Here is a 21,140-nt window from a genome sequence, read left to right on the forward strand (position 1 = left end):
CTCTCGGTCAAACTTCTTCAGCCACCAGCTCCCACGCAAACGTGGCAGAGTCGGCCTGGGTGTCTTCAGTGAAATCGGCAATCAAAACAGTGAGGCGGGGATACCAATCAACCTTGTAATAAAGCGACCCGGACACTTCGGTGATCGTACAGTTACCATTCACATCGACCGAAACTGGCGTTTTCACCTGGTTGTCCGCAAAGATCGCATAGGCCACCGGCTCAAACCCGGAGTCCGTGCGTCGCCGGCTGATGTCACCAATCTTGATATCGTTGGCTCCGCCTGAATTGCTCAAGGTGGCGCCGCAAAGCAGTACGTGCTGCGCGGTCCGGTCAAGGGCGCTCAGGCCTGGTAGGGTCCAGCCGGTGGCGCTGATAGTGGTGCGTAACTTGCCGCCATAGAGGGTCTGCTTCACACCGGTCCCGGAGGTGCCCAGTCGGTGGATGGTCGAGCGCTCAATGGGCTGATAGCTCTGTGAGAACGTCAGCACCGAATCCAGGGGAACGGAGAGGCCGCCGATGCTGATGTAGCTCATACTTTGCGCCCCTTCTTGAGCTGTTCCATGTGGGTTTCACGGCGCAGCTGGGCCGCAACTTGCGGGCTGGCGCTCATCGGGTAGGAGCGGCCGCCAAGGTTGAGGTTGACCGGTGTGCTCATGCTTCCGCCGCTGGTCTGCACCAGGCCGCCGGCTGCGAAGCCTGGTAGCCGGCCGGCATTAAGCTGGTTGAGGAAATCCAGGCCATACTTGCGCACAGCGTCCGCTTTCAGTACATACTCCCCGCGAGAGAGGCGAGCCAGGATGCTATCGGAGGTGGAGGTTCCCGGCCCCGTGATATAACCGCCAGTTGCGTAACCAGGGGCTGAAACAGAGCCAGGATTAATACCATTGGTTGGACGGAGCTCCACGGGCACAACAATCGGCTGGTTCTGGATCAGGGTTTTGATCTGGTTGATTACCCGGCTTGCCTCTTCTAATGATTTGGTCTCATCGAACTTGAAGGAGATCGACTCGATCATATTGATCTGGCTCTGGATCTTGCCGAGCGCGGTCTCAGCTTCCTGAACGGCGCTCTTCTGCTCATCCACCAGCGCACCTGATGCAGCTTCCTGGACCTGTTTGGCTTTCTTGAGCGTACCCGTGAGCTGGGATTCTGTGTATTGCCCTGTTTGCTGGAGCGCCAGCACAATATCCTTTGCGGCCAGTGCGGCCTCTACTGCACCCTCGTTGTCGCCCTGGTTTAGCAGTCTGCGCGCCTCAGTGATTTGCGCACTGAAGTCGATCAGATCGAGGTCCGTGTCCTCCTGAGTGCCCGCGCGGATTTTCTCAAAGGCTTCCTTGAAGTCGTCTGCGGCCTGTTTCGCATCTCGGGTTGCTTCCTGCAGGAGGCTCTTCTGTTCACGGACCACCGACTCCTGAGCTTTGAGTGCATCCTCTAGGCTCTTGATTTCCTGCTTTACCAGCTTGTCGATGTTCTCGTTATATTCCTGGCGTTGCTGAATCAGCTCAGAGGACACATCATCGTAGGTCTCGGTGGTCTCCTTCGCATAATCCTTGATCGCCTGTTCGCTCTCAGCCAGGCTCTGCTCAATAGCTTCACTGCTATCGTCCAGAGACCCAAGAAACTTCTGAATAGCGATCTCCAACGCGATCAATCCAAGGCCAACGAAGGTTGCTGCCTTCAGGCCTTGAATAGAGATACGCAGCGCATTCACGCCACGGGCAGCAGCGATCGATGCCGTGGCAAATCCGTAAAGCCCCTGGATGTAAGATCCCAGCTTGATTGCCACCAGAATCTTCGCGAACGTGCCAAGCGCTGAAACGATGGCTTCTGAGTTGTCCGCAATCGCCAGGAACCCTTCAGCAACGGCGTCCAACTGAGGAGCAAATTTCAGCAGTGCTGCCGTGAGCTTCACGGACAAAGTGCGCTGCACAATGCTCAGCTGATCATTGAGCTCCTCGGCATTGCGTAGCAAGTCTTCCGGAATAATGAGCCCAAGCTCGTCGGCCTGGCGCTTCAGGCGCTCGAGGTTGTCTCCGATCTGCACCAACTTGAGAGCTTCGGAATCGAAGAGCTTCGCGGCCAGTGCATTCCGGAGTGTGACATCCTCGATCTGAGACAGCTTCTGGATGGCCTCATCGAACACCTCGTTTACCGGCCGGAGCGTTCCATCAACACCGCGCAGGCTCAGGTTCAATGCCTCAATCGCAGGCCTCGCTTCACCGGTGCCCTGAGCGGCCTCACCGAGACGGCGACCAAACCGCTGCAGACCCATCTCCAGGGTATTCGTCTCAATACCGGAAAGTTCCGCAGCGAACCGGTACCGCTGAAGCTCGTCAGTGGTAATGCCCAGCCGGTCCGCTGTTTTGGCAATCTCATCGGAGAGCGTTACGGCTTGATTTGCCAGCGCAGTCAAACCGCCACCGCCAAGGGCAATACCGCCAATGGCCGTCACCAGCCCCTTCACTTTTAGCTCAGCGCCGCCGGCAGCCCTGGAGATAGCATTGTAGTCTGAGGCTATTGCCTTGCCCCCACGGCCAGAGGACTGCCTCATTTTCTTGAAGGAACCCGAGAGAGTCGCTTCGGCGCGATTGACTACACGGTTGAAGTCCGCCGCATCACCTCGAAGGCGGTACGTCACATTCTTTTCGACCATGGGGACCTCCGGGCGGTCACTTCTTGCTGGCTTCTTTCACAGCTTGTTCATAGAGGGACCAGGGATAGCTCAGAACTGCGCTATGCCCGATTCTCGAAAGGGCAAGGATGTTGTGATCTAGGGTCTTACAGGAGGCTCTGAGCTGGGCGCGGACGGCGTGTCGGTTGGTTGCGACGGGCTTCCAATTTCGATCATCGCCGCCCGGAACCTGAAAAAATGCGGGTTGACCTGCTTGCACTTGTCGATCACCTTGACCACATCCGCAGGGGGCAGCTGATCCAATTCCGCTTTATCCAGGTCTGTCATCCGAAGCACATCATCGATACTGGCCCCCTCTTCCTGGAACAGTGCCGCATTCACCGCATCAAATTCCTGAAGGTCCTGCAACGAGCGCAGCCAATCCCGAACATCAGCAACGGTCAACTCCTTGACCGTCACTGTGAGGTTATGTCGCTCGAGTGTTACCGCGCGATCCATCAGGCAAGCACCTTCTTGTGAACCCGGAAGTAGCCAGATTCACCGGCAGCCTCCTTGGCGGTATCCAGCAACACAGCATAAGGAAGGGTCAGCGCGCCGTATTCATCACTGATCAGCCCCAACTCCTCAGCCGCACCCGGCTTCGCACGCCAGATATCAACCACCACAGGAGAACCACTCTGAGCCTCGTTCAAGCCGTCAAACACGATTTCCTTTTCAACCCCTGAGTTCATCAGGGCATCAACAATGTCAGTACCCAGAGATTCGTAGCTAATTTCAATGTCCGCGCCGGAGGCAATGGATCCGCCATCGATTACTTCAATACCAGCGGCACTGATGTTGAAATCCGTGCCCTGGATGTAGGAGGGGGTACCGCTTGGGCCTGTCACCGTTACCGGCTGACTGGTATCGATCAGGAAGTTAGTGCGAACCAGGCCGGAATCCGCGCCAGGCTGAACTTCAGAAGCCACGGAAGATGCCACGTTTGCGCTCACATCACCCCGCAGACCGGCGGCAATGTTTTCGGCGTTAAAGTCATGTGCCGTCACCGTGAGGGCCACTGCCGTGATCCGTTCCCGCTTGTTCGCTTCGCCACCACCGCCACGGTAATTGGGCAAGGAGGCTTCTTCAGTGGTAACCCCCAGCGTTAGCGCCGAGCAGTTTCCAACCTCCCGGAAGGGGTCTGTGCTGCCCCGGGTACGCTCCCAGATCTTGCCATTGCCGATATAAGATTCTTCACGATATGCCATTGTGCTCACTCCTCATGGGGGTTGGCGTACTGCTTTATGAAAGGGATAGTGACGATGCTGGTGGCCACGATCGCGTTGCCGTCCTCGCTGATCTCCACCGTTTCAGATTCATTCAGGATGCCGCGCGGCATCACGTAGCTTTGGTTCAGGTAATCGGTCTTTCCAAGAACGGCTTTTTCAATATCTGCCAGAAGATCCAGGCCCTCCGCCTGGATATCGGTGTTCGCGCTGTTTAGCTTGTGCGCCTCAATCACCAGTGAGAGGCTTGAAACTTGCTGCGGCGCCCCGTTGCTTTTCGATGCCAATTCAGTACCCGCGTATGCCACACACAGGCACACGCCGGCTTCCAATTCATTTTCATCAAAGTTCCGCTGGCCACCCTCTACCTTGGACACGGTGTTCACATACCCGCTGCCAGCAGTAATGCCGGAAACCTTCTGGATAACGCTTTCAATGATTGCACTGACTTTTGATTTCATCGTGCCGTGATCCTCTTGATTGCCTGGTTGACCTCTTTATCAACCTGGATCTCGAAGTAGCGCATAACCTCCGGAGTGATCCGCGTGCGTACTGTGTTAAACACCTGGGAAACCGAAGGCGAATAAAGAACCTGGATTTTGGTATTACCTGTCTTGTACTTCGGGCGCTTTCCGTCAGGCCCCCTCCGCACCGGGACGGCAATCACAGGCACCCGCTTACCGTCTGCGCTAACGGTGGTAACAAATGCTCCCTTGAGCACTTTTCGAGGACCGCCTTTCTTAATGCCAACACTGACGCCACCGCGCTTCAGCTCCCGGTATGGGTAACGGGTCATCAGCACGCCGCGTCTTTTGGCTCGAATCGCAAAAACTTGGTTCTTGTTGGTGGCCCTTCTGATTTTAAGCTTCTTCCGGACATAGCCCGCTTTCAGCCGCACATCCTTGCGGATCTCGGTACTCGCCAAAGTACGGGCTTTCCGGCCGGCATTGTTCGTCGCCCTGGTGATTGCTTTCTGGCCCTCTTTCCCCAGTCTCCGCAAGAACGTAAGCGCTCTTTTATCACCAGCGATGTCCGCTTCTACTCTCATTTACTCACCAGGTGGACCGCTTCGTTGGCCGTGGTCTTTACCCGTTGCCCGAGTTTGTAGGACTTACCACCAACGATCACAATTTTGCCTCGTTGTGGATTCACCTCGGATAACAAGAACGAAAGGGAGACCTGTTCCCGGGCAGAGGTGGACTCCTCTCCCTGAAGCCACAAGGTTTCGGTGTCTACAATCACTCGACAGTTCGGCTCTGCCGATCCATCGTAATACCCGTCATCGGCGAAGTGTTTGAACTGAGCGGAGGACAGTGCGTCCTCCGCCGAATCAAAAAGCGACACGGGTTAGTCCCCGGTTGCGCCGTCGCCTTCTTCACCCGCGCCGGTGCCGTCTCCTTCACCGCCTTCGTCACCATCGCCGGTGCCATCACCGTCACCACCAACTGCAGGCGGCTGGCCGCTGACCTTGGCGGGCTGTGAGGCTGGCTGGTCTTCCTTGAGTACGCGCACTACGTGCTGGGCTTTCTTCGCCTGGGGGGGCGTCATCTCCGCTTTGGTACCAGCTTCGATCACCGTCTTCCGGCCCTGCTTATCACGGTCTTCAACCCGCTTGATGTAAACCACTTTCACTTTTTTGCTGCTCATTGTGAGTCACCTTCTAGCTGTTTATCGGCTGTAAAAAGGAGCCGGCACATGGCCGGCTCAAGTTCCCGTGGCGAATCAGTACACAGTGACGCCCATGGTGGCGTCGATCCGACGCACCACCGGCAGCGGGCCGGACTGGGTCATGATGTATTCCTGGCCGGGGTCATCGGTGGTGAAGTTCTTCGGCCACAGTTCTGCTTCCTGATACTGCGCGTTGGCATCCAGGATGGCGCCGTAGGCACGAACACCACGAGAGCCAGCGGCGCTGACGATGATGATCTCGTTGTCCGGCACGAAGAACTGCTTGGTGCCGTTGGCGTCGTGGTACCAGCCGCTGTAGGTCCACAGCTCAGGGCCGGAACCTCCGAGACGGCCACGGTAGAAGGCATCGGTTTCAGCCGGTGCCATTTCCAGCTGGGTATCGGAACCGCGGCGGGAATCAACCAGCTCCTTGAACGCTGCGCTTTCCAGGGCCCGGCGGAAGGCACCGCGGCCAAAGATCACGTGCGTGGCCGGGGATTCCAGCATGGCGAACCAGTCCTCCAGGTCCTCTACCGGCTTGGCAGTGGTCTGGTCCCAGGCAGCTGCACCACCGGAGATGTCGATGGTGAGGTTGGCGTCACGGCGGAAGTCCAGCAGGCTGGTGGGATACTTCGGGCCGGAAACGGTGACCTGACCAGTGCGGAGGATCTGGGCAATCATCCACTCTTCCCGGCGGCGGATCTTCTGGCGGTGGGTATCCATGATGTCCATGCGGATCGCATCGGCCCGTTGCACGGGGCTGAGCGGTGCGCTGAAGGATTCGCCCGGGCGGCGAACCAGTACGCGGGCCGGATCAACCACGTCTTTCGGCTTGAGGTACGGCGCCTTGAACTTGCGCACTTCACCGCCTGGCTGCTGCGAGATCTGGCCAGGAACGTAGGGGCTCACGAACGGAGCCAGTTTCATATCGGCTTCCCAGGCATCAAAGGCGATTTCCTGAGTGCCGAAGGTCACGGAACCCGGGCATACCAGGTTCAGCAGGAATGGCATGAACGGGTCCAGGCGGCGGACACCATCCAGCAGTTCAACGGTGCTATAGGTCATGGGTGATCTCCTGTCGATCAGTTAGCGGTTGTGGTCAGTGGTGGTTCACTGCCCGGAGATCACTCCGGGGTTACCAGGGTGATCGGGGTACGGTCGAACGCGCTCAGCTGCAGCGTTGCGGTCCAGCTGGCATCCCAGGTGAGCTGGTTCTTGTCGATGTCACCACCCTTCACGAAAACGCAAGGGGCGTCGCCACCGCTGGCGTCGCAGTCGTGGTTCAGGATGCCAACGGGGCTCTCAGAGCCATCGGTGGCGGTTTCAACGGACTGGATCAGCTTGCCGGTAGCAGTTACACGGCCGATGACGGTGCCCTTCGTCAGGTTCTGGCCGCTGGCCAGGGTGCCGCCTTCAAAGGCGACCAACCCACCGAGCACGAACGGAGAGGGTGTATAGGCCTCGTAGGAGGAGCCTGCATACAGGTCAGACATGGTGTTTTCCTCTTGGTTAAATCAGTTCAGTGGTCGGGCCGGCGTGGCCCGATCAGTGGGTGGTCTTCTTGCCGTTGCCAGTAGCAGCAGCGTGCGCCGCGGCTAGGCGGGCCCCGCCCTTCAGCTCGCCGCCCTGATCTGCCTCGGCTTCAGCTTCAGCGGAAATTTCGGGCTGTTTGGTTTTGCCCATGGCGGCTTCCAGCAGGCTTTCGCTGCCAGCCTTCGGCTGAGCGGTATCGGCAGCAGCCAGTGCGGCCTTGGCTTCGTCAACCGACATCTTGGTTTTGAATGCCAGGTGTTGAGCGAGCTTGGTTTTGCCTTCGGCTTCTTCCGCCTGGAGGATTCCGGCAATGCGTTCCTGTTCAGCGGCCTGGGCTTCGGCAGCCAGCTTGGCGGTATCAACCGGTTCGGGCTGGGTCGCTTCCGGTGCCGGGGTTTGTGCAGGTGCTGCAGTAGAGGCCGGGGCGGCAGCCGCCGGCTTGTTCTGGTTTCCAATCGTCATGGTGCTGACTCCGGTGGTTGTCGTGGTTTGGATGTAGTCAGAGAAGGCGGCCAGCATGTCGTGGCCGTTGATGAGCTCGTCCGCAAATCCAACATCGATTGCGTCCTGCCCGGTGTAGATGGCCGCCTCAGTGGCAAGCACATCCGATACTGAAAGCCCGATCTGGGCAGCGACCATTTCGGCGAATTCGTTCCGGATCCGGTCCGACTGGCTCTGGAAATTGGCAAGTACCCGCTCCGGCAAGTTCTCATAGGGATTGCCGTCTACCTTGAACGCCCCGGAGTGAATCAGGGTGACTTCGATGCCGTTCTCAGCCAGCTGCTGTTCAAAGCTGGCGTGCATCATCACCACACCAACCGAGCCACTGCGCGCCGTGGTTGTGGTGTAGCGGTAATCGGTGGCGCTGTGCAGGGCCATGGCGGCGCTGCAAGCAGTGTCGTAGGCAATGGAGCCGATGGGCTTCACGCCCCGCAACTCATGGAGCCGGCGAGCGGTGTCGAAGCAGCCGGAGACTTCTCCACCCGGGGAGTCGATGTCCAGGAGGATCCCTTCAACGGTGCTATCCGACAGGGCTTCTTCAACGCGGGCAATGATTCCGTCATAACCGGTCATGCCGGAGTACGGCTGCAGGTGACCAAACTTGTGGACCAGCGTACCGGCAACCGGGATCACAGCCACTCCGTTCAACACCTCATAAGGCCGGTGCCGGGGGCGGTCCGGATCAAAGCTGTCTGCCCGCAGGCGGAGCTTTTCCTGGGACTCGATCAGGCCGAATTCATCCTGCAGCGAGGCGATACCAAGCCGGGGCGCCAACGCGCCAATGAACACCCGGGCATAGCCAGGTTCCAGCAGCAATGGCTGATTCAGCACGCGGGCTGCAATGTTCTGGTTTCGCATGGTTTTCTCCGGGCATAAAAAAACCCCGCCGGAGCGGGGTTTGGTTTGCATGTAACGAATGATGAAGGCAGTGCTATACGGTTTTGAGCCTCGCCAAGAATGAGACCAAATCACCACCGGTGAATTCGGTTTGGCCCACTCCTTCGCGCCACAATGCGAGGATTGCCGATTCTCTGTCCGAGTATTGTTTTGTCTGTCCAGCCCCTCCCCCTCCACATGTTGGAGTGGCAAGGTTCAACTCGGGGTATGGATCTCTCAGGCGAACAATCACGCAGACTGACTCGCCATCATTTCGCCTGTTGTTGATCTGCTGGTTAATCCACTGCGGGGTCGCATTCTCCAAAGGACGCTCATCGGTCCCTATTTTAACCGTGCTCATTCAACCTCCAGTTCCTTGAGGTAAACGTGAATTGAAGATGCCGCTTTATGCGGCACACCTTCAGTCAAGCACAGTTGATTTAGTTCGCAACCTCTTCTTGTGGCTGCTCTTCAGGAGCCAGCGCCAGCGCCTTCACCCAGCTGGGCGGCGGCAGGCCGGCGTTGCGACGTTCTTCCATTTCCCGGACTTGCTGGGCGAAGATCTCCTGGTAATCCTCACCCATCTTGGCCAGCTCTTTCTCGTAGGTGGACAGGCCGGATTCGATCAGCAGGATGGATTCCTTCACTTCCTTCAGGCCATCAATGGCCAGGCGGCCTGAGCCGATCCATTCCGCGTTGCACCAGGAGGCCTTCGCTTCGTAGAAGCCCCGGCTGGCGCTGCGAGGCATCCTGATCACGCCACGATCCAGCGCTTCTTCGAGCCAAAGGGCGAAGACCATGGAGGCCCACCGGCTGGCGATGATCTTGCGGCGGCCCATGTAGTAGCGCCAGCCTTCCATCATGGAGGCACGAGCGCTGCTGTAGGTGGTCTTGCTGTAGTCCTTGGCCAGCGCCTCATATGGCACATTCAGGCCGGCGGCGATCCAGCGGATGATGGAAGACTCCAGCTCACTGAAACCGTTGTCCGCATTGCTGCTAGTCATCAGCTTCAGTTCTTCGCCAGGCATCAGATGCGGGATCTTGACGCCATTGAGGCGAATATCCGCGCCCTCGTGGTAGTCCGCCAGGGCGGTCATGTAGTCCTCGAGCTTGTCGGTGCCGATCTCGCCACCGATGATTTCCATAGCTGCTTCGCTGCCCAGCTCACTCTCGATAACCGCCGCATACATGGCGTTCACGATGGCGTTCTGAAGCTTGGTCTGTTGCAGCTTGCCCAGCTGAGGCAGCTGTTCCATCACGCTCAGGAACTGGTTGGCGCCCCGGGTCTGGCCATCGCCACGCGGCTCGAACACGTGCAGGAACTGCTGGCGCCCCCAGCTGGTTTCCCTGGGTACGCGGCGCCACTCGGTGCCGAAGCCATCGGAGAAGCCGTAGCCGGTGGTATCGTGGTTCCGTACCCAGAAGGCACGAGCGGCCCCGAAGCGGTCGATCTCAACACCGGAGCGGCGGCGGGCAGTGTCACCGCTGAAGTTCGGGTTGCTGACCCGATGGGTGTTCACCATCTTGATCGCAGTTGCGTACAAGGCCCCGGGCCGGCGCTCGATCCATTCGGCTGAGCCCATGGCTTCGCCCACGGTGCTATGGGTAGCAACGACTTCACGCACCATCATGGTAAGGGTGCGCTTGCGCTCTGCGTCGACCCAGCAGTTGATGGGGTCTTCGGCCCACTCGGTGAATGCAGCCTCAACGTCACGCGCGAAATCCCGGGCATCCTCTTCGCTCATGCCCAGGGCCCGCCAACGCGGCTTGTAACTCAGGCGGAACAGGTGGCCAACGATGTTATCCACGTGCAGCTGCACGCCGTTGCTGGCCAGGCCGTGGTTGCGCACCAGGTCTTCTGCCCTGGCGTTGCCGCGCTTCAGTTCCGGTAGCAAGGCAGCATCGGCGGTTTTCGGCCGTGGGTTCCAGCGCTGCAGCTGGCCGCCAAACCCGGTACCGGTGCCGGTATAGGATTCCGCGCTCGGCAGCGGACGCCCGCGGGCATCCAGCAGTTTGATATCAGGTGCTTTCACAGGATGAACCTCGCGGGCCGGCGGCGGCGCCCAGCACCGCCAAGCTGGCTTTCCAGGTCTGCTATGTAGGCGGCCAGGTCTTTCTTGCTGGCCTGGGAGTATTCCACGGTTTTGCCGTCACGCTGGATACGCACCACAGACTGGCCGGTAATCAGCTTGTGGTAAGCCTCTCGGGCTTCTGCCAGTTGGGTCTCGATGGTCATTTCATTCTCCGGGCTATGTCGGCAAAGCTTCTGCGCTCTTTGGCAGGCTTGGCCTGTTTATCGGCTGCGGGTATCTCCCGGGGGATCTCAGGTGCCGATGGCGCCAGCAAGTCGCCCTGCTTGTGCTTGGCTTCCAGGGCATCCCAATCGGCGGCTTTCTTGATGTGGGCCTTCAGGGTGCGTGCCGCGTGCAGTGCGTACACCTCGCAATCCAAAACCTCGTTCCGGACGCCTGCTTTTGGCTGCCAGACTTTTCGGCCGCCACGTTGGCGAGAAGGCGCTTTGATTTCGCTGGTGATCTGGTCGTAGTAATCGGAGCGGACGTTCTCGTACCAATGCATCCGGCCCGGGCCGTTGCCGGTGAGTTTCAGCCGGGCATCGATCAGGTCTTTGGCCTTATGCGTGCCGATGATGTGGACCGGAAGACCATAGCGGGAGGCCTTGGTAGCCTTGTTGTTCACGTCGACCTTCTTGGCCGGGGTTACGATCTCCCGGTTGATGTTGGTCGATTCACCTTTGATGGCCATGATCTTGACGCCCCGGCCACGGCGGCTTCGCACGTAGCTGTAAACTGCGTCGTTGGTCTGGCCATCGGAGGAGTCAATGCTGGCTGCCGATACATGCAGGCCAAAGCCGAGCTCATGCTGGTAGACACCGAAGATGAACCGGTCGAGTTCGTCCCAGACCGGATCCGTCTTATCAGTGCAGCTGCCCTGGGCTGCAATTTCGCCCCAGTACACCAACCAGCTTTCCTCTCCCCGGCCCCAGGCCCGGACAATCACCGCCAGGCGGTCGTGCTGTACGTCTACCCCAACGGTGAGCAACAGCCCGCCGGCCGGCACGGTACCCTCCTGGTAATTCAGGGCCCGCTCTGCAAGGGCATCGGTCGAGGGCGCGTCGGTCCGGTACTCATAGGCCAGCCCAAGGCAGCTGTTCTCGAAGACGATCATATCGGCTTCGTCGCCCTGCTCCTGGGCATGCTTGGCCTTGAGGTATCGCTCCACCAGCATGGCCAGCTTGGAGCCAGGGAACGGGCTGTAAAGCTCGTTGATGTAGAAGCCGGCTACGCCACGGAAAGGTCTTTCGGCTTGCCACTTCCCTTTGCGGACGTTTCGGTTCTTGTCGACATCCCGCCAGGGCACTCCGCAATGGGGGCACACATAGCGCGCGGTTTCCGGCTGGGCTTTGCCGTAGATCTCATCGATCAGTTCCGCTTCCTCATCCCATATCACGTTGTCCCAGCTGAGCACGTGGCTATCGCCACACTCATGGCAAGGCACGTAGAACTTGCGTTGGTCGCTGGCCAGATAGGCCTTTTCAACCCGGGACAAGCCCTTAACCGTTGGTGTGCCGCCGAAGATGACCTTCCGGTATTCGTAGGTTTTCGCCCGCTCCTCGAGGAGCTTGACCGAGTCGCCCTGCCCTTTGACGTTGGTGTTGCAGTCGTCGGGTTCCTCGACACACACCACCGGCGCGGAAAGCGACTTCACGTTATCCGGCGCGTTACTGGCCACCAGTGCCAGGAACCCGCCCGGGAACTTCTTGAAGTCGGTTCGGTTGCCGGTGCTCCTGGACGTGGACACATCCACCAGCGGCCGGAGCACCTCAGTGGCCTCAACCATGGGGACAAACTTCTGGTCCAGGTACTTGCGGATCGTCTTGTCCTTCGGGAACAGCAGGACGATCGGGCACGGATCGTTATGGATCCGGCGCCCGAGGTAGTTGTTCCAGACACCATCCGTCCATGCCACCTGGGCGGACTTCATGCAGACAACCTCTTTGGCCTTCGGATCGTCCATGGCATCCAGCATGCCCGGCACCCACGGAGTGAGATCCGTTGAGTACTTGCCCGGCATGGGGCTGCTCTCCTGGGCAAGGTACCGGTATTCGTTGGCCCACTCAGTCGAGCTGATCTTCTGTGGCGGCTCGAACTTCAGAAGAGTCTGGGCGATCACCCGCTCCAGGTTGGCCGCCAAGGCCTGCCAGTTGTCTGAGGATGGATCGAGAATGCTCATTCAATAGCTCGATATCGAGATCAACGTCATACAGCGTGTCGATCTCTGTCTTGAGTTTCGGGTTGCCAGTCAGAACACCCGTTCTGATCGCCAGCACCACCTGTTCCAATCGAGCCCCTACCAGTGCCGCGGGCACCAGTTCTTCAAGATCTTTCGCCAGGGCCAGCTCTTCACGATCGCCCTTGATCCGGTCCAGCCGCTCACGTGAGTTCTCGTGTTTGGCCCCACTGACCGCGCGCTCCACCAGCCATTCATGAACGTCCTGGGTGTCGTACTCATTTGCCTGGCCACGCTGGCCGGCTTTGGCAACGGGGAACGATGGGTCCTTCTGGTAGGTCGTGAAGGAGCGCTCAGAGATACCAAAGATCTCTGCCAGCTCTCGCTTGTTCACTCGCTTACCCATCAGAACGCCCGTTTTTTGATACGAAATCGCCCTCTGAATCCGTTAATGTTCGAATTCAGCAGTTCAGCTATCCCGTAAGTGCTTGTTCTTAAAGTGAGGAAGGAAGGCCAAGGCCGCCTGAGGTGTGCAAAAATTCCGCGTCTGCGCTGCCCTCGTTGGCCGCACCTCTCTGGAAGGACCCGTTGGGTCCCGGATCACATGGTTACCCGGAAGTTCGTGTCTGCCGTGCTCACACAGCGGACGGCTGTTACAGAATTTGCCATGACGCCATCGGCATAAGTGCTCACATCTCCATCCGGCCAGGGCTGTGAAGTAGCAGTCCCAGCCTCAGCTTCTTGGATCGTATCCTGGGTGTATTCAACCCGGGCAGTACCGGCTGAAGGATCAACACTCACGGTGAACTCATCAGGACCTGGTGGGATCACAATCCAGTCACTCGTGCCGTTCACCGTCTCCTTGTGATTGAAACGCTGACGAGCAATCGCGTTGTTATCCAGGAACTGTCTGTCGCCTACATCAGGCGCAAGGTATTTGGCGCTCATGTCGTCACCTGTATCAATAGTTATTGGGAGAGGGAGTTAGGGCTTAAATGGTATCGGGCACAATTCGCTGAAGCCCCAGGCTTGCAATAAAGTCCCATGGGTTGGCGTCTTCTGCGCTCATTTGGAGGTCGTTTTTGAAAGCAGTGATCGAACCTGCGGGCTCACGGCCACGCTCTTGGGCCAACTGGTCGACGTAAGTCTTGAATTCCGTTGTGGTCATATTGAGCAGCGCATCACGGGTTTCCACCTGAAGCGGCGTATAGGCCGCCCAATGCGTCGGATCACCTGTGCCATCGGCAGACAACGGAACAGTGAATGTATTTGTTCCTCCGACATCCGGATCAAGGATGCTGAACACATCTGAGCTGTTCTTCAGAACCCCGTTGCTGACTACTAAACAGTAACGGCCAGTCCAGTTCATCATGCGCCCCTCAGCTTGTTGAGATATTTCGTCACCGCTGCCGTCTCATCGGCAGTGAGCGGTCGATCCAGATAAATAACGCTGTAGGTCTCGGCAACAGTAGGCAGATTGGTATCACCGCTTATGGTCTGGCCTGTCAGGATGGTTACGCCAGAGCCATCGGCGTAAGCCAAAGTTGCATTAGTGCCAAGATCAGGGAGGTTTGCAGTGATGGCGTCATCGAACAGGTCGTCTTCCAGCCAATTCAGCGTTCCATCTGTGCGATATAAGCGTTTGCTTGCGGATGCGGATTGTGCGGCGTGATTGCCTGCGAGCTCTTTTACTGAGACATTGTCAATGGTGCCGCTAAAGAACGAACCTGTACCTAGCCATCCAGCTCTAATCACAAAGTCAACGCCAGTTGCCTCAATGTTCAGCTCAACAGTGCCGTCGCCCTCGGTGTACTCCCTTGCCCAAACGTTGGCCCCATCGGGGTTGAAGCGCAAGGTCAAAGCCTCTCCTTCCGTGCCGCCAAATGTTACGCCGAATTTAATCTTGTACCGCTTTCCAATAGTTAAAATTCCGGGTTGGTATATATTCCCGGCAGTTGAACCATCTGCTTGAGCAACGCCTCCAGCAATCGTCCAAACGGACTCTTTCGTCCAGTCGGTGTCGGCATCAAAACCGCCGTTTGCCACCTGCTCAGTTCCAAGCCTCAAACCTTGAGACTTATCTAGCATCAACCCAACCGGATCGCCGTCAGCCGTAACCGGAATCGTCTCTGCGCTATCCTGATACAAATACTGCGGCTCAGGCAGATAGAAAGCCCCTTGCTCGCCATTGGCAAACAGGCTCAGAGGGTCAAACGCAGATCCACGGAACACAGAGCGAAACAGCGGCCGGAATAACGGTCTGACGATGGGACTTGCTACGCTCACTTTGATTCACCTTTGGATTGCCACTCACGGGCATCAGACTTATCGGCATTGCACTGGGTAATAGCCGCCTTTAGCGCCTCGCCCCAGATCGGGCAATGGTCAATTCGCTGGCTTTGCGGTGCCGGGATCGGTGTTGGTTCCAGGTACTGGGCTGGCACTTCCTGCCGGACCACTTCCGTCCTCGTCAGATACTGTGTCTTCACGCATCCGCTCAAAAACAGCGTCAGGCCACAGATAATCAGGGCCGCTACACGGGGCATCTTTCAGCGCCTCCTCAAGTTCAGACTGAACCGCAGCCAGCTGCCGGGCCTGTTGCCGTTGGCGTTGCTGGCGTTCCAGGGCTTTCTGGTCTCGCCACTGGATGTCCGCCTGAAGCTCATCAATCCGGTTCTGGTTCTCGGCGTTGGTTACCTTCGCTTGGTTCAGGGCCTGGCCCATCTTCGCCACATCGGCCAGCAGCTGGTCGCGTTCAGCCATCAACCAGGCAATGGTCCCGGCTAGGATGCCAAGCAGCACCAGCGCACCACCAATCACCCAGGGGGCCAGCTTTGCCTTGATCGCCTCGGAGATCACGAAAGCTTCCTGGTGAAGAAGTCCGTCAGCAGCTTCTTGACCTTCTCAGCACCAAGATGGCCAACGATGGCGCAACCGGCGGCGCTCATGCTGGGCGACCAGGCAAACATCTCGGAGAACACCGTGTACGTGATCAGGCCGAAGAAGCCAGAGGACACGATCGCCAGTACGAAGGCGCTCCAGTCCCACTTCCGGCTCCCGTTCTTCACGTCCATGAGGAAGGCTACACCGCCACCGAACACGGCGAGCAGCACGGCCCAGATTGTGTCCCAGAATTCGGCCACCTTGTGGAACAGCGTTAGGATGGCTTTCTCAAGCATCTTCTTGTCCATAACGGTTTGGGGTTCGCGATCAGGATGAGGGGTATTGATTCCAAGGCAGCTGGAAATGGGGGCCGTCCTTGAAAGTCACCCAGTCGCCGCCCCACTCAATTGGCACGCCTAGCTCACTGGCGGCCTGTTTCATTGCATCGGCGATTTTGTAATACAGCGGCCAGTCCCAGCGAACGCCGCCGGTAACCCAAGCGCCAAGGTCAACCGCATGGCCGGTCAAGTGCCGGCTGTTCATAGTGGAAGACGCACCAGATTCAAACAGCTCTTTCTGCCGGGACTTCGAACGAACGCCTTCAAGCACCGTGAAATCCACATCCGTGATCTGGATGGCGCGCTCAACAACCGAAAAGAGATCGTCATGAACCCCAGAGAGCCTAGCCAGAGATCTGCTGCTCAACCTGAAGCCCATGCCAACCCCCAAAAATAAAAAAGCCCGCCGGCAACCACCGCGGGCAAATCCAACAAGACCAAACGTGAGAAACGAATGACGCAACAATGCAAAAGCCCAAAAGAAAAACCCGGCCATCGCTGACCGGGTTCCTCAGGGCTCTTTGGTGTCCAGCCATACTTCTGCGACTGTACGTGATTCAGGCTATATCCGTGCATGCACGAAGTCAAGCTAATTTAGTTTTACTAAATTCGCTATTCGAAGAGCCGTCCATCCACCCAGGCCTCCGCACTGCGCAACAGCACCCGCACCTTCTCGCGGCTCATTTTCACCGTCAGGCCGATCTGCGAGTAATCCCACCGCTGCACGTAGTAGCCCACCAGCACTTTGCGCATATCCGGCTCACGGGTTTTCAGGCAGGCCACCGCCTGGTCCACAGCCATTGCCTCATCATCCGGCACATTGCAGCCACCAGAGGCCGCTGACAGCCTCACGGACGAATAACCCAGGCTGGGCCCGCCACTGCGTACCCACTCACCCCACTGCTGAAGCCGTCCACGGGTATTCTCAAGCATCACGTTCTCCCATTCTCCGTTTTTATCGATGTGCACCCCATGTGCAGGGTTGTTTTTAAACCCTGCACGTATTCAGCCTTACTGTCCCAACGTTTGTGCAGGGTGTGCAGGGTGTGCATGGTTATATCCTCGCGCGTGAGAAAAAAATAAAAACAAGGCCTTCAATAACGGGTGCAATACATACGCACGCGTACGCGCGTAACAACCCTGCACACCCTGCACACCCTGCACATCCCTTCTGCGCCAAGGCCTGAACACGTGCAGGGTTGTTTCTGAACCCTGCACGTACCCTGCACGTCCCTGCACAAACCACGGTTAATACCCATCATTCCGGCTCCGTATTGCCGGCCTTCAGCCGGAATTCCGCAACGCAACCGCCCAGGTGATCGATCTTCGACTTACCCTGGGGCGGATCCTCCAACACAAACATCATCGCCTGCTGCTCAACGCCACGAACCCGGAACCGCTCCCGGGACTTTGTCACCCGGCTCGATAAGATCGTCAGCAACTTGGTTTCCGTGAGCGGCCGGTTACCCGTCTCAGAGCACCACCGCCGGTAATAAAGGTACAGGTCCCGCGTTGTGCAGCTGTGGAATGGAATATCCAGCTCCCCGGCTTTCCAGTCCCGATAGAACACCTCGAAGTTAGGCAGGCTGAACTCCACAATCCGTTGCCTGGCCGTTGTCTGAATCGGTTTCGTGTGGGGATTAAAGTTGCCCAGGGGATAATCCAGCAGGTACTGGTAAAAAGCGGAAGGCCCGCCATTATCCAGCTCCCTGGAAACGCCATGCTGCAGGTTTTCGCTGAGGGTTGTCCGAGGCCAGACAACCAGGAAGCGCCGGTCCGAAGGCTCCAGCGGGAACGGCTGAATCTCGTTACTGAGAAACACCCCGTTCATATGGTTCGCCTCCTCCCAGCCAGACACAAACTTCCGCTCGATCCGCTGGGTGGTGCCCGTAATCATGTGCTTAATCGTGCCCATCTGGTTGTGCTTCTCGGTCCGGGAAAGCACCTCCTCGAACACTGCATATAACAACCGGCTGCGCCAGTCCGTGTACTGGGATTCCAGCTGGTGCTGGCCAAGCACACTCGCATATCGCCCGTAAATCGCCGTCATCACCCGGCCAAAGAAGAGCGACTTACCACTCCCCTGCACGTCCGAGTGAAACAGCAAGGCAGTGTCCAGCTTTGCGCCAACGTGCTGCAGCGGGTAAGCCAGCCACTTCAGCACCCAGTCGTAAATCTCCTCATCGTGATTACAAAGGTGCAGCAACAGCAGGCGGATCGAATTGCAGCGAACATAGGAATCGTCTTTGGCGGCTTCATCCGGCGCCAGGGGGATGCCGGTGAAGGTATTGATCTGCTTTTCAGGGTCTGATGTCTGGGTAGGGTCAAAAACAATGTCTTCCTGGTTGCACCACCTCCGCTTGGGATGCTCCATCCAGCGCGTGTACTCAGTCGGCATCAGCGCCTTCAGCGCTTCCAGCGTCACCACATCCTGGTACACGCTGTCCCAGACGTTTTTCGTCGGGTAGATGTACACGAACCGGTTCAGGATGCGGGCCATTGCATCGTTTTCAGGCTGGGCATGCGCCTGGCCGTTCACCTCGAACCACGTCGTGGTCTTGCGCCTCTCATGATTCAGCCACGCATTGAACACCTTGGCGCCCAACGTGGCCTTCATGCCCGATTGCTTGTAGACCTTCTTCCCGTGCTGATCGTAAACCTTGGTTTCCCCATGGATCAGCGCATAGCGCTTCAGGGCATTCTCCAGGGGATCACCCCCCCCCGCACCCCCTGAATCAGAGGGGGCCAGGGGAGATTGATCCTCCGGTATTTCCGAGTTAACCGGGCCGGCTTCAATGGCGGCCATCACCTGTTTTCGAACAGCATCCAGGCCCATGGCCTTGTGAAGATCATTGAAGTCAGTCAACGCCATGGGTGCCCTCCGCGAAATCCGGGACCACCCACACACCGCCGACCGCACTGGCAGCCGCCCGGGCCTTGCTCGCGCCCGGATTGCCTTCGGTTTCCGAATCGTTATCACCGGCCACACAGATCAGCGCATCCGGCAATGCACCGCGCAGCGCCCTGCAAACCGGATCCAGGTTGCCGGCATCGAAGGCCACCGCCACCGGCAGGCCCGTGGCCATGTGCACGCTGGCACCCGTGGCATACCCCTCAACCACCACCAGCGGGCAATCCACCTCAGGAATATTGCCCAGCCAGTGAAAAGCGCCCTTCTTAGGCGTGCCGGTCAGGAACTTCTTTGTGCCCTCCGGATCGATGAACTGCAGGCCAACAAGAGACAGCGTGAACGCCTGGCCTTCCACCGGATCGCCAAGGCGATACAGGGGCACAACAACACTGCCCCGGCTGAACCGCAGCCCATAGGCGCGAATGCCCTTTTTGTCCAGGTAAGGGCTTTTGCCCTCCTCCGGCAAGCCGGCCCAGATCTTCTTCGCACGCTTTCGGCAGTCCTCAGCCGTTCGCCGGGCTTCCTCAGCAGCCTTTTCCTGAGCCTGCTTTCGCCGGCGCTCGTATTCCGCCCGGTCCGCCTCGCTCAGCGAACCCTCAGGCATGCCGACCTTCCGCTTTTCATCCAGCTTGTAGTTACCGAATGCGCCAGCCAGGCCAAAGCCACCAGAGCTCAGGCGAAACTCATGCACCACATACCATCCGGATTTCTTTCTGCCCTTGTCGGGCCGGGGAAGGGAAACAGGAACCCGGACCAGCTGGCCTGAGGTATCCAGCGAATCAGCCTCCAGGCCGAGTTCGCGCATCTGGGTGAGCACCGCATTAACGTCCATTGCGGCCTCCGCAATTCGTGGAAAGTGACATGGAAAGAGCCCTCTATCCAGTATCTGTCTGGTCAGTGTCTACACGGGTACTTATGCGGCGGATTGGCCGGAGTCATCATCGGGACCAGAACCAAAGACATCTGGTCGCATTTCGTAGCGTGTTACCGCACCGTCAGAGGCCCGCTCCAACTCAATACAGTGCTCTGATGGAACACGCTTCCAACAATTGAGAGCAGGCGGGCTGATGCCGCAGATTTGAGCGACTTTGCGCTTTGTTTTGATGTTCGGGTGAGCCTTCAGCTTCTCGAAAATATCGTCCAGGTGCATCGCTCCGATCTCGCAAACTTAATTTAATTAAGTCGAGCTTAACCCCGTTGCTGTGCATTGACAAGGTAAGAATTTACTTTTGCGCCATGGACAAACATGAAGAATTTCTTAATCGGCTGAACGAAGCCATCAAACACGGCGATGCGAAGCAGGTTCGTATTGCTGAGTACTGCGACGTTTCAGAACAAGCCGTGGCGCGATGGAAAAAAACAGGCCAGATCAGCAAAGACAACCTTTTTTCACTGAGCGAAATCAGCGGGTTCAGATACTTGTGGATTAAAGAGGGCCAAGAGCCAAAGCGGATAGCCTCCATAAGCGAAAACAGAAAAGAGTATATGCAGGCTGAAAATGCCAAGGTCTATTACGCCCGTGACACTGCCGAACAACATCCAGAGTTAGAGCAGCTTATCGAGGTCATCAGGAGAGCCCACTCAAATAAAATTCTGTCTGATCAGGCCATAAGCCACCTAACCAACTTCATCAGGACTATTACAGCCAATCGATAATCTGGAGGCCACCGATATGGACATCAGCGAAGTCTTGCAAGAGGCAGCTCAGAACGGAGAGGTTTTGACAATCGCTTATCATGGAGGATCCCAGCCAGGGGCAAAAAGGCAGATTGCTCCAATTAAAGTGAAAGACGACAAGCTTCGCGCTCGTTGCTTTAGCTCAGAATCGGTTAAAGTTTTTCGAATTGACAAGATAGAGATTCTTGAGGGCGACGCCGCCGAAAGTTACACGGCCCCTACTCCATCCCCAAAATTTAAGGACATTGAAGACCTGGTTGCACACCATCTTGAGAACTTTAAGAAAAAGGGGTGGACGGTTGATGTTTCTGAGGAAAGTTTGCTGCTATTTGATCATTTCAAAAATGGTAAGCCCAGAAAGACACCTGCGCTCTCCCTATTCTACGAAAAATACACATCCGAGCTGTATTGGGACGGAGAAGAAGACTCAGACTTTGCCTGCGTAGAGCGGGAGAAACCATGGAGCGTTTCCGCACGACGTAAAATCTTCTCGGCATTCAAGCACTTCCATAAAGCTGCAGACAGGTTCCTAACTTTGGAGTCGCAGTCCTCGCCGCACCCTAAAGAATAACCAGATTAAGTTTTTCTAAATTTCCTTGACTCCCC

Annotated in this window: 28 protein-coding genes; 2 read left to right on the forward strand and 26 right to left on the reverse strand. The window is 57.5% G+C overall.

Annotated features, from left to right (window positions below):
• Window positions 1-7: 7 nt before the first annotated feature.
• The 26 genes from BM254_RS04890 to BM254_RS05015 form a co-directional block, all read right to left on the reverse strand.
• Window positions 8-535, reverse strand: coding sequence for a hypothetical protein (locus BM254_RS04890; RefSeq protein ID WP_091999600.1), 528 nt, complete (start codon window positions 533-535; stop codon window positions 8-10).
• On the reverse strand, window positions 532-2,655 hold the full coding sequence (locus BM254_RS04895) for a hypothetical protein (RefSeq protein WP_091999603.1): 2,124 nt from the start codon (window positions 2,653-2,655) through the stop codon (window positions 532-534). Before BM254_RS04895 ends, BM254_RS04890 begins: the two co-directional genes overlap by 4 nt.
• A 117-nt stretch (window positions 2,656-2,772) precedes the next feature.
• Window positions 2,773-3,132: a hypothetical protein gene (locus BM254_RS04900; protein WP_091999606.1), complete on the reverse strand. Its 360-nt coding sequence runs from the start codon at window positions 3,130-3,132 to the stop codon at window positions 2,773-2,775.
• The gene (locus tag BM254_RS04905) at window positions 3,132-3,881 is read right to left on the reverse strand and encodes a phage tail tube protein (RefSeq protein WP_091999610.1); all 750 of its coding nucleotides are present in this window, start codon (window positions 3,879-3,881) and stop codon (window positions 3,132-3,134) included. The genes BM254_RS04900 and BM254_RS04905 overlap by 1 nt, the downstream gene beginning before the upstream one ends.
• A 5-nt stretch (window positions 3,882-3,886) precedes the next feature.
• Window positions 3,887-4,360, reverse strand: a complete 474-nt coding sequence (locus tag BM254_RS04910) for a hypothetical protein (RefSeq protein WP_091999613.1) — start codon at window positions 4,358-4,360, stop codon at window positions 3,887-3,889.
• On the reverse strand, window positions 4,357-4,947 hold the full coding sequence (locus BM254_RS04915; RefSeq protein ID WP_091999616.1) for a phage tail protein: 591 nt from the start codon (window positions 4,945-4,947) through the stop codon (window positions 4,357-4,359). The genes BM254_RS04910 and BM254_RS04915 overlap by 4 nt, the downstream gene beginning before the upstream one ends.
• The gene (locus BM254_RS04920) at window positions 4,944-5,243 is read right to left on the reverse strand and encodes a hypothetical protein (protein WP_091999619.1); all 300 of its coding nucleotides are present in this window, start codon (window positions 5,241-5,243) and stop codon (window positions 4,944-4,946) included. Before BM254_RS04920 ends, BM254_RS04915 begins: the two co-directional genes overlap by 4 nt.
• Before the next feature lie 3 nt (window positions 5,244-5,246).
• Complete coding sequence (locus BM254_RS04925) at window positions 5,247-5,546, reverse strand: hypothetical protein (protein ID WP_091999622.1); 300 nt, start codon at window positions 5,544-5,546, stop codon at window positions 5,247-5,249.
• A gap of 75 nt (window positions 5,547-5,621) precedes the next feature.
• Entirely contained in the window at window positions 5,622-6,632 is a 1,011-nt protein-coding gene (locus BM254_RS04930) for a major capsid protein (protein WP_091999625.1), read from the reverse strand.
• Window positions 6,633-6,691: 59 nt separating this feature from the next.
• Window positions 6,692-7,060 carry a head decoration protein gene (locus BM254_RS04935; RefSeq protein ID WP_091999628.1) on the reverse strand — a complete coding sequence of 123 codons (369 nt, stop codon included), beginning with the start codon at window positions 7,058-7,060 and terminating at the stop codon, window positions 6,692-6,694.
• Window positions 7,061-7,112: 52 nt separating this feature from the next.
• On the reverse strand, window positions 7,113-8,459 hold the full coding sequence (locus tag BM254_RS04940; RefSeq protein ID WP_091999631.1) for a S49 family peptidase: 1,347 nt from the start codon (window positions 8,457-8,459) through the stop codon (window positions 7,113-7,115).
• A 458-nt stretch (window positions 8,460-8,917) separates the two neighbouring features.
• A complete protein-coding gene (locus BM254_RS04950; protein ID WP_091999637.1) occupies window positions 8,918-10,510 on the reverse strand; it encodes a phage portal protein in 1,593 nt (530 codons plus the stop codon).
• On the reverse strand, window positions 10,507-10,713 hold the full coding sequence (locus tag BM254_RS04955) for a phage head-tail joining protein (protein WP_091999641.1): 207 nt from the start codon (window positions 10,711-10,713) through the stop codon (window positions 10,507-10,509). Before BM254_RS04955 ends, BM254_RS04950 begins: the two co-directional genes overlap by 4 nt.
• Complete coding sequence (locus BM254_RS04960; protein ID WP_217647734.1) at window positions 10,710-12,728, reverse strand: phage terminase large subunit family protein; 2,019 nt, start codon at window positions 12,726-12,728, stop codon at window positions 10,710-10,712. Before BM254_RS04960 ends, BM254_RS04955 begins: the two co-directional genes overlap by 4 nt.
• Window positions 12,613-13,131 carry a terminase small subunit gene (locus BM254_RS04965; RefSeq protein WP_091999647.1) on the reverse strand — a complete coding sequence of 173 codons (519 nt, stop codon included), beginning with the start codon at window positions 13,129-13,131 and terminating at the stop codon, window positions 12,613-12,615. Before BM254_RS04965 ends, BM254_RS04960 begins: the two co-directional genes overlap by 116 nt.
• A gap of 194 nt (window positions 13,132-13,325) precedes the next feature.
• A complete protein-coding gene (locus BM254_RS04970) occupies window positions 13,326-13,673 on the reverse strand; it encodes a hypothetical protein (RefSeq protein WP_091999649.1) in 348 nt (115 codons plus the stop codon).
• A gap of 43 nt (window positions 13,674-13,716) precedes the next feature.
• Entirely contained in the window at window positions 13,717-14,097 is a 381-nt protein-coding gene (locus tag BM254_RS04975; protein WP_139227029.1) for a hypothetical protein, read from the reverse strand.
• Window positions 14,094-15,011: a hypothetical protein gene (locus tag BM254_RS04980; RefSeq protein ID WP_091999655.1), complete on the reverse strand. Its 918-nt coding sequence runs from the start codon at window positions 15,009-15,011 to the stop codon at window positions 14,094-14,096. Before BM254_RS04980 ends, BM254_RS04975 begins: the two co-directional genes overlap by 4 nt.
• Entirely contained in the window at window positions 15,008-15,184 is a 177-nt protein-coding gene (locus tag BM254_RS18000; protein WP_425434478.1) for a hypothetical protein, read from the reverse strand. Before BM254_RS18000 ends, BM254_RS04980 begins: the two co-directional genes overlap by 4 nt.
• Window positions 15,111-15,584 (reverse strand): DUF2570 domain-containing protein, encoded by a 474-nt coding sequence (locus BM254_RS04985; RefSeq protein WP_091999657.1) that lies wholly within the window; start codon window positions 15,582-15,584, stop codon window positions 15,111-15,113. The genes BM254_RS18000 and BM254_RS04985 overlap by 74 nt, the downstream gene beginning before the upstream one ends.
• Window positions 15,581-15,904, reverse strand: a complete 324-nt coding sequence (locus tag BM254_RS04990) for a phage holin family protein (protein WP_175497206.1) — start codon at window positions 15,902-15,904, stop codon at window positions 15,581-15,583. The genes BM254_RS04985 and BM254_RS04990 overlap by 4 nt, the downstream gene beginning before the upstream one ends.
• A 31-nt stretch (window positions 15,905-15,935) precedes the next feature.
• On the reverse strand, window positions 15,936-16,442 hold the full coding sequence (locus BM254_RS04995) for a M15 family metallopeptidase (protein WP_245777369.1): 507 nt from the start codon (window positions 16,440-16,442) through the stop codon (window positions 15,936-15,938).
• A 116-nt stretch (window positions 16,443-16,558) separates the two neighbouring features.
• Complete coding sequence (locus tag BM254_RS05000) at window positions 16,559-16,879, reverse strand: antiterminator Q family protein (RefSeq protein ID WP_091999662.1); 321 nt, start codon at window positions 16,877-16,879, stop codon at window positions 16,559-16,561.
• A gap of 325 nt (window positions 16,880-17,204) precedes the next feature.
• A complete protein-coding gene (locus BM254_RS05005; RefSeq protein WP_091999665.1) occupies window positions 17,205-18,818 on the reverse strand; it encodes a primase-helicase family protein in 1,614 nt (537 codons plus the stop codon).
• Window positions 18,805-19,689: a toprim domain-containing protein gene (locus BM254_RS05010; protein WP_091999668.1), complete on the reverse strand. Its 885-nt coding sequence runs from the start codon at window positions 19,687-19,689 to the stop codon at window positions 18,805-18,807. The genes BM254_RS05005 and BM254_RS05010 overlap by 14 nt, the downstream gene beginning before the upstream one ends.
• 81 nt (window positions 19,690-19,770) lie before the next feature.
• Window positions 19,771-20,007 (reverse strand): YdaS family helix-turn-helix protein, encoded by a 237-nt coding sequence (locus BM254_RS05015; RefSeq protein ID WP_091999671.1) that lies wholly within the window; start codon window positions 20,005-20,007, stop codon window positions 19,771-19,773.
• An 86-nt stretch (window positions 20,008-20,093) separates the two neighbouring features.
• Between BM254_RS05015 and BM254_RS05020 the strand changes: the two genes are divergently transcribed.
• Both BM254_RS05020 and BM254_RS05025 read left to right on the forward strand, forming a co-directional pair.
• Entirely contained in the window at window positions 20,094-20,513 is a 420-nt protein-coding gene (locus BM254_RS05020) for a hypothetical protein (protein ID WP_091999674.1), read from the forward strand.
• A gap of 16 nt (window positions 20,514-20,529) precedes the next feature.
• Complete coding sequence (locus BM254_RS05025) at window positions 20,530-21,105, forward strand: WYL domain-containing protein (RefSeq protein WP_091999676.1); 576 nt, start codon at window positions 20,530-20,532, stop codon at window positions 21,103-21,105.
• The last annotated feature ends 35 nt before the right edge of the window (window positions 21,106-21,140 follow it).

This window comes from Marinobacter pelagius (assembly GCF_900114925.1).
In the GTDB taxonomy this organism is placed as follows: domain Bacteria; phylum Pseudomonadota; class Gammaproteobacteria; order Pseudomonadales; family Oleiphilaceae; genus Marinobacter; species Marinobacter pelagius.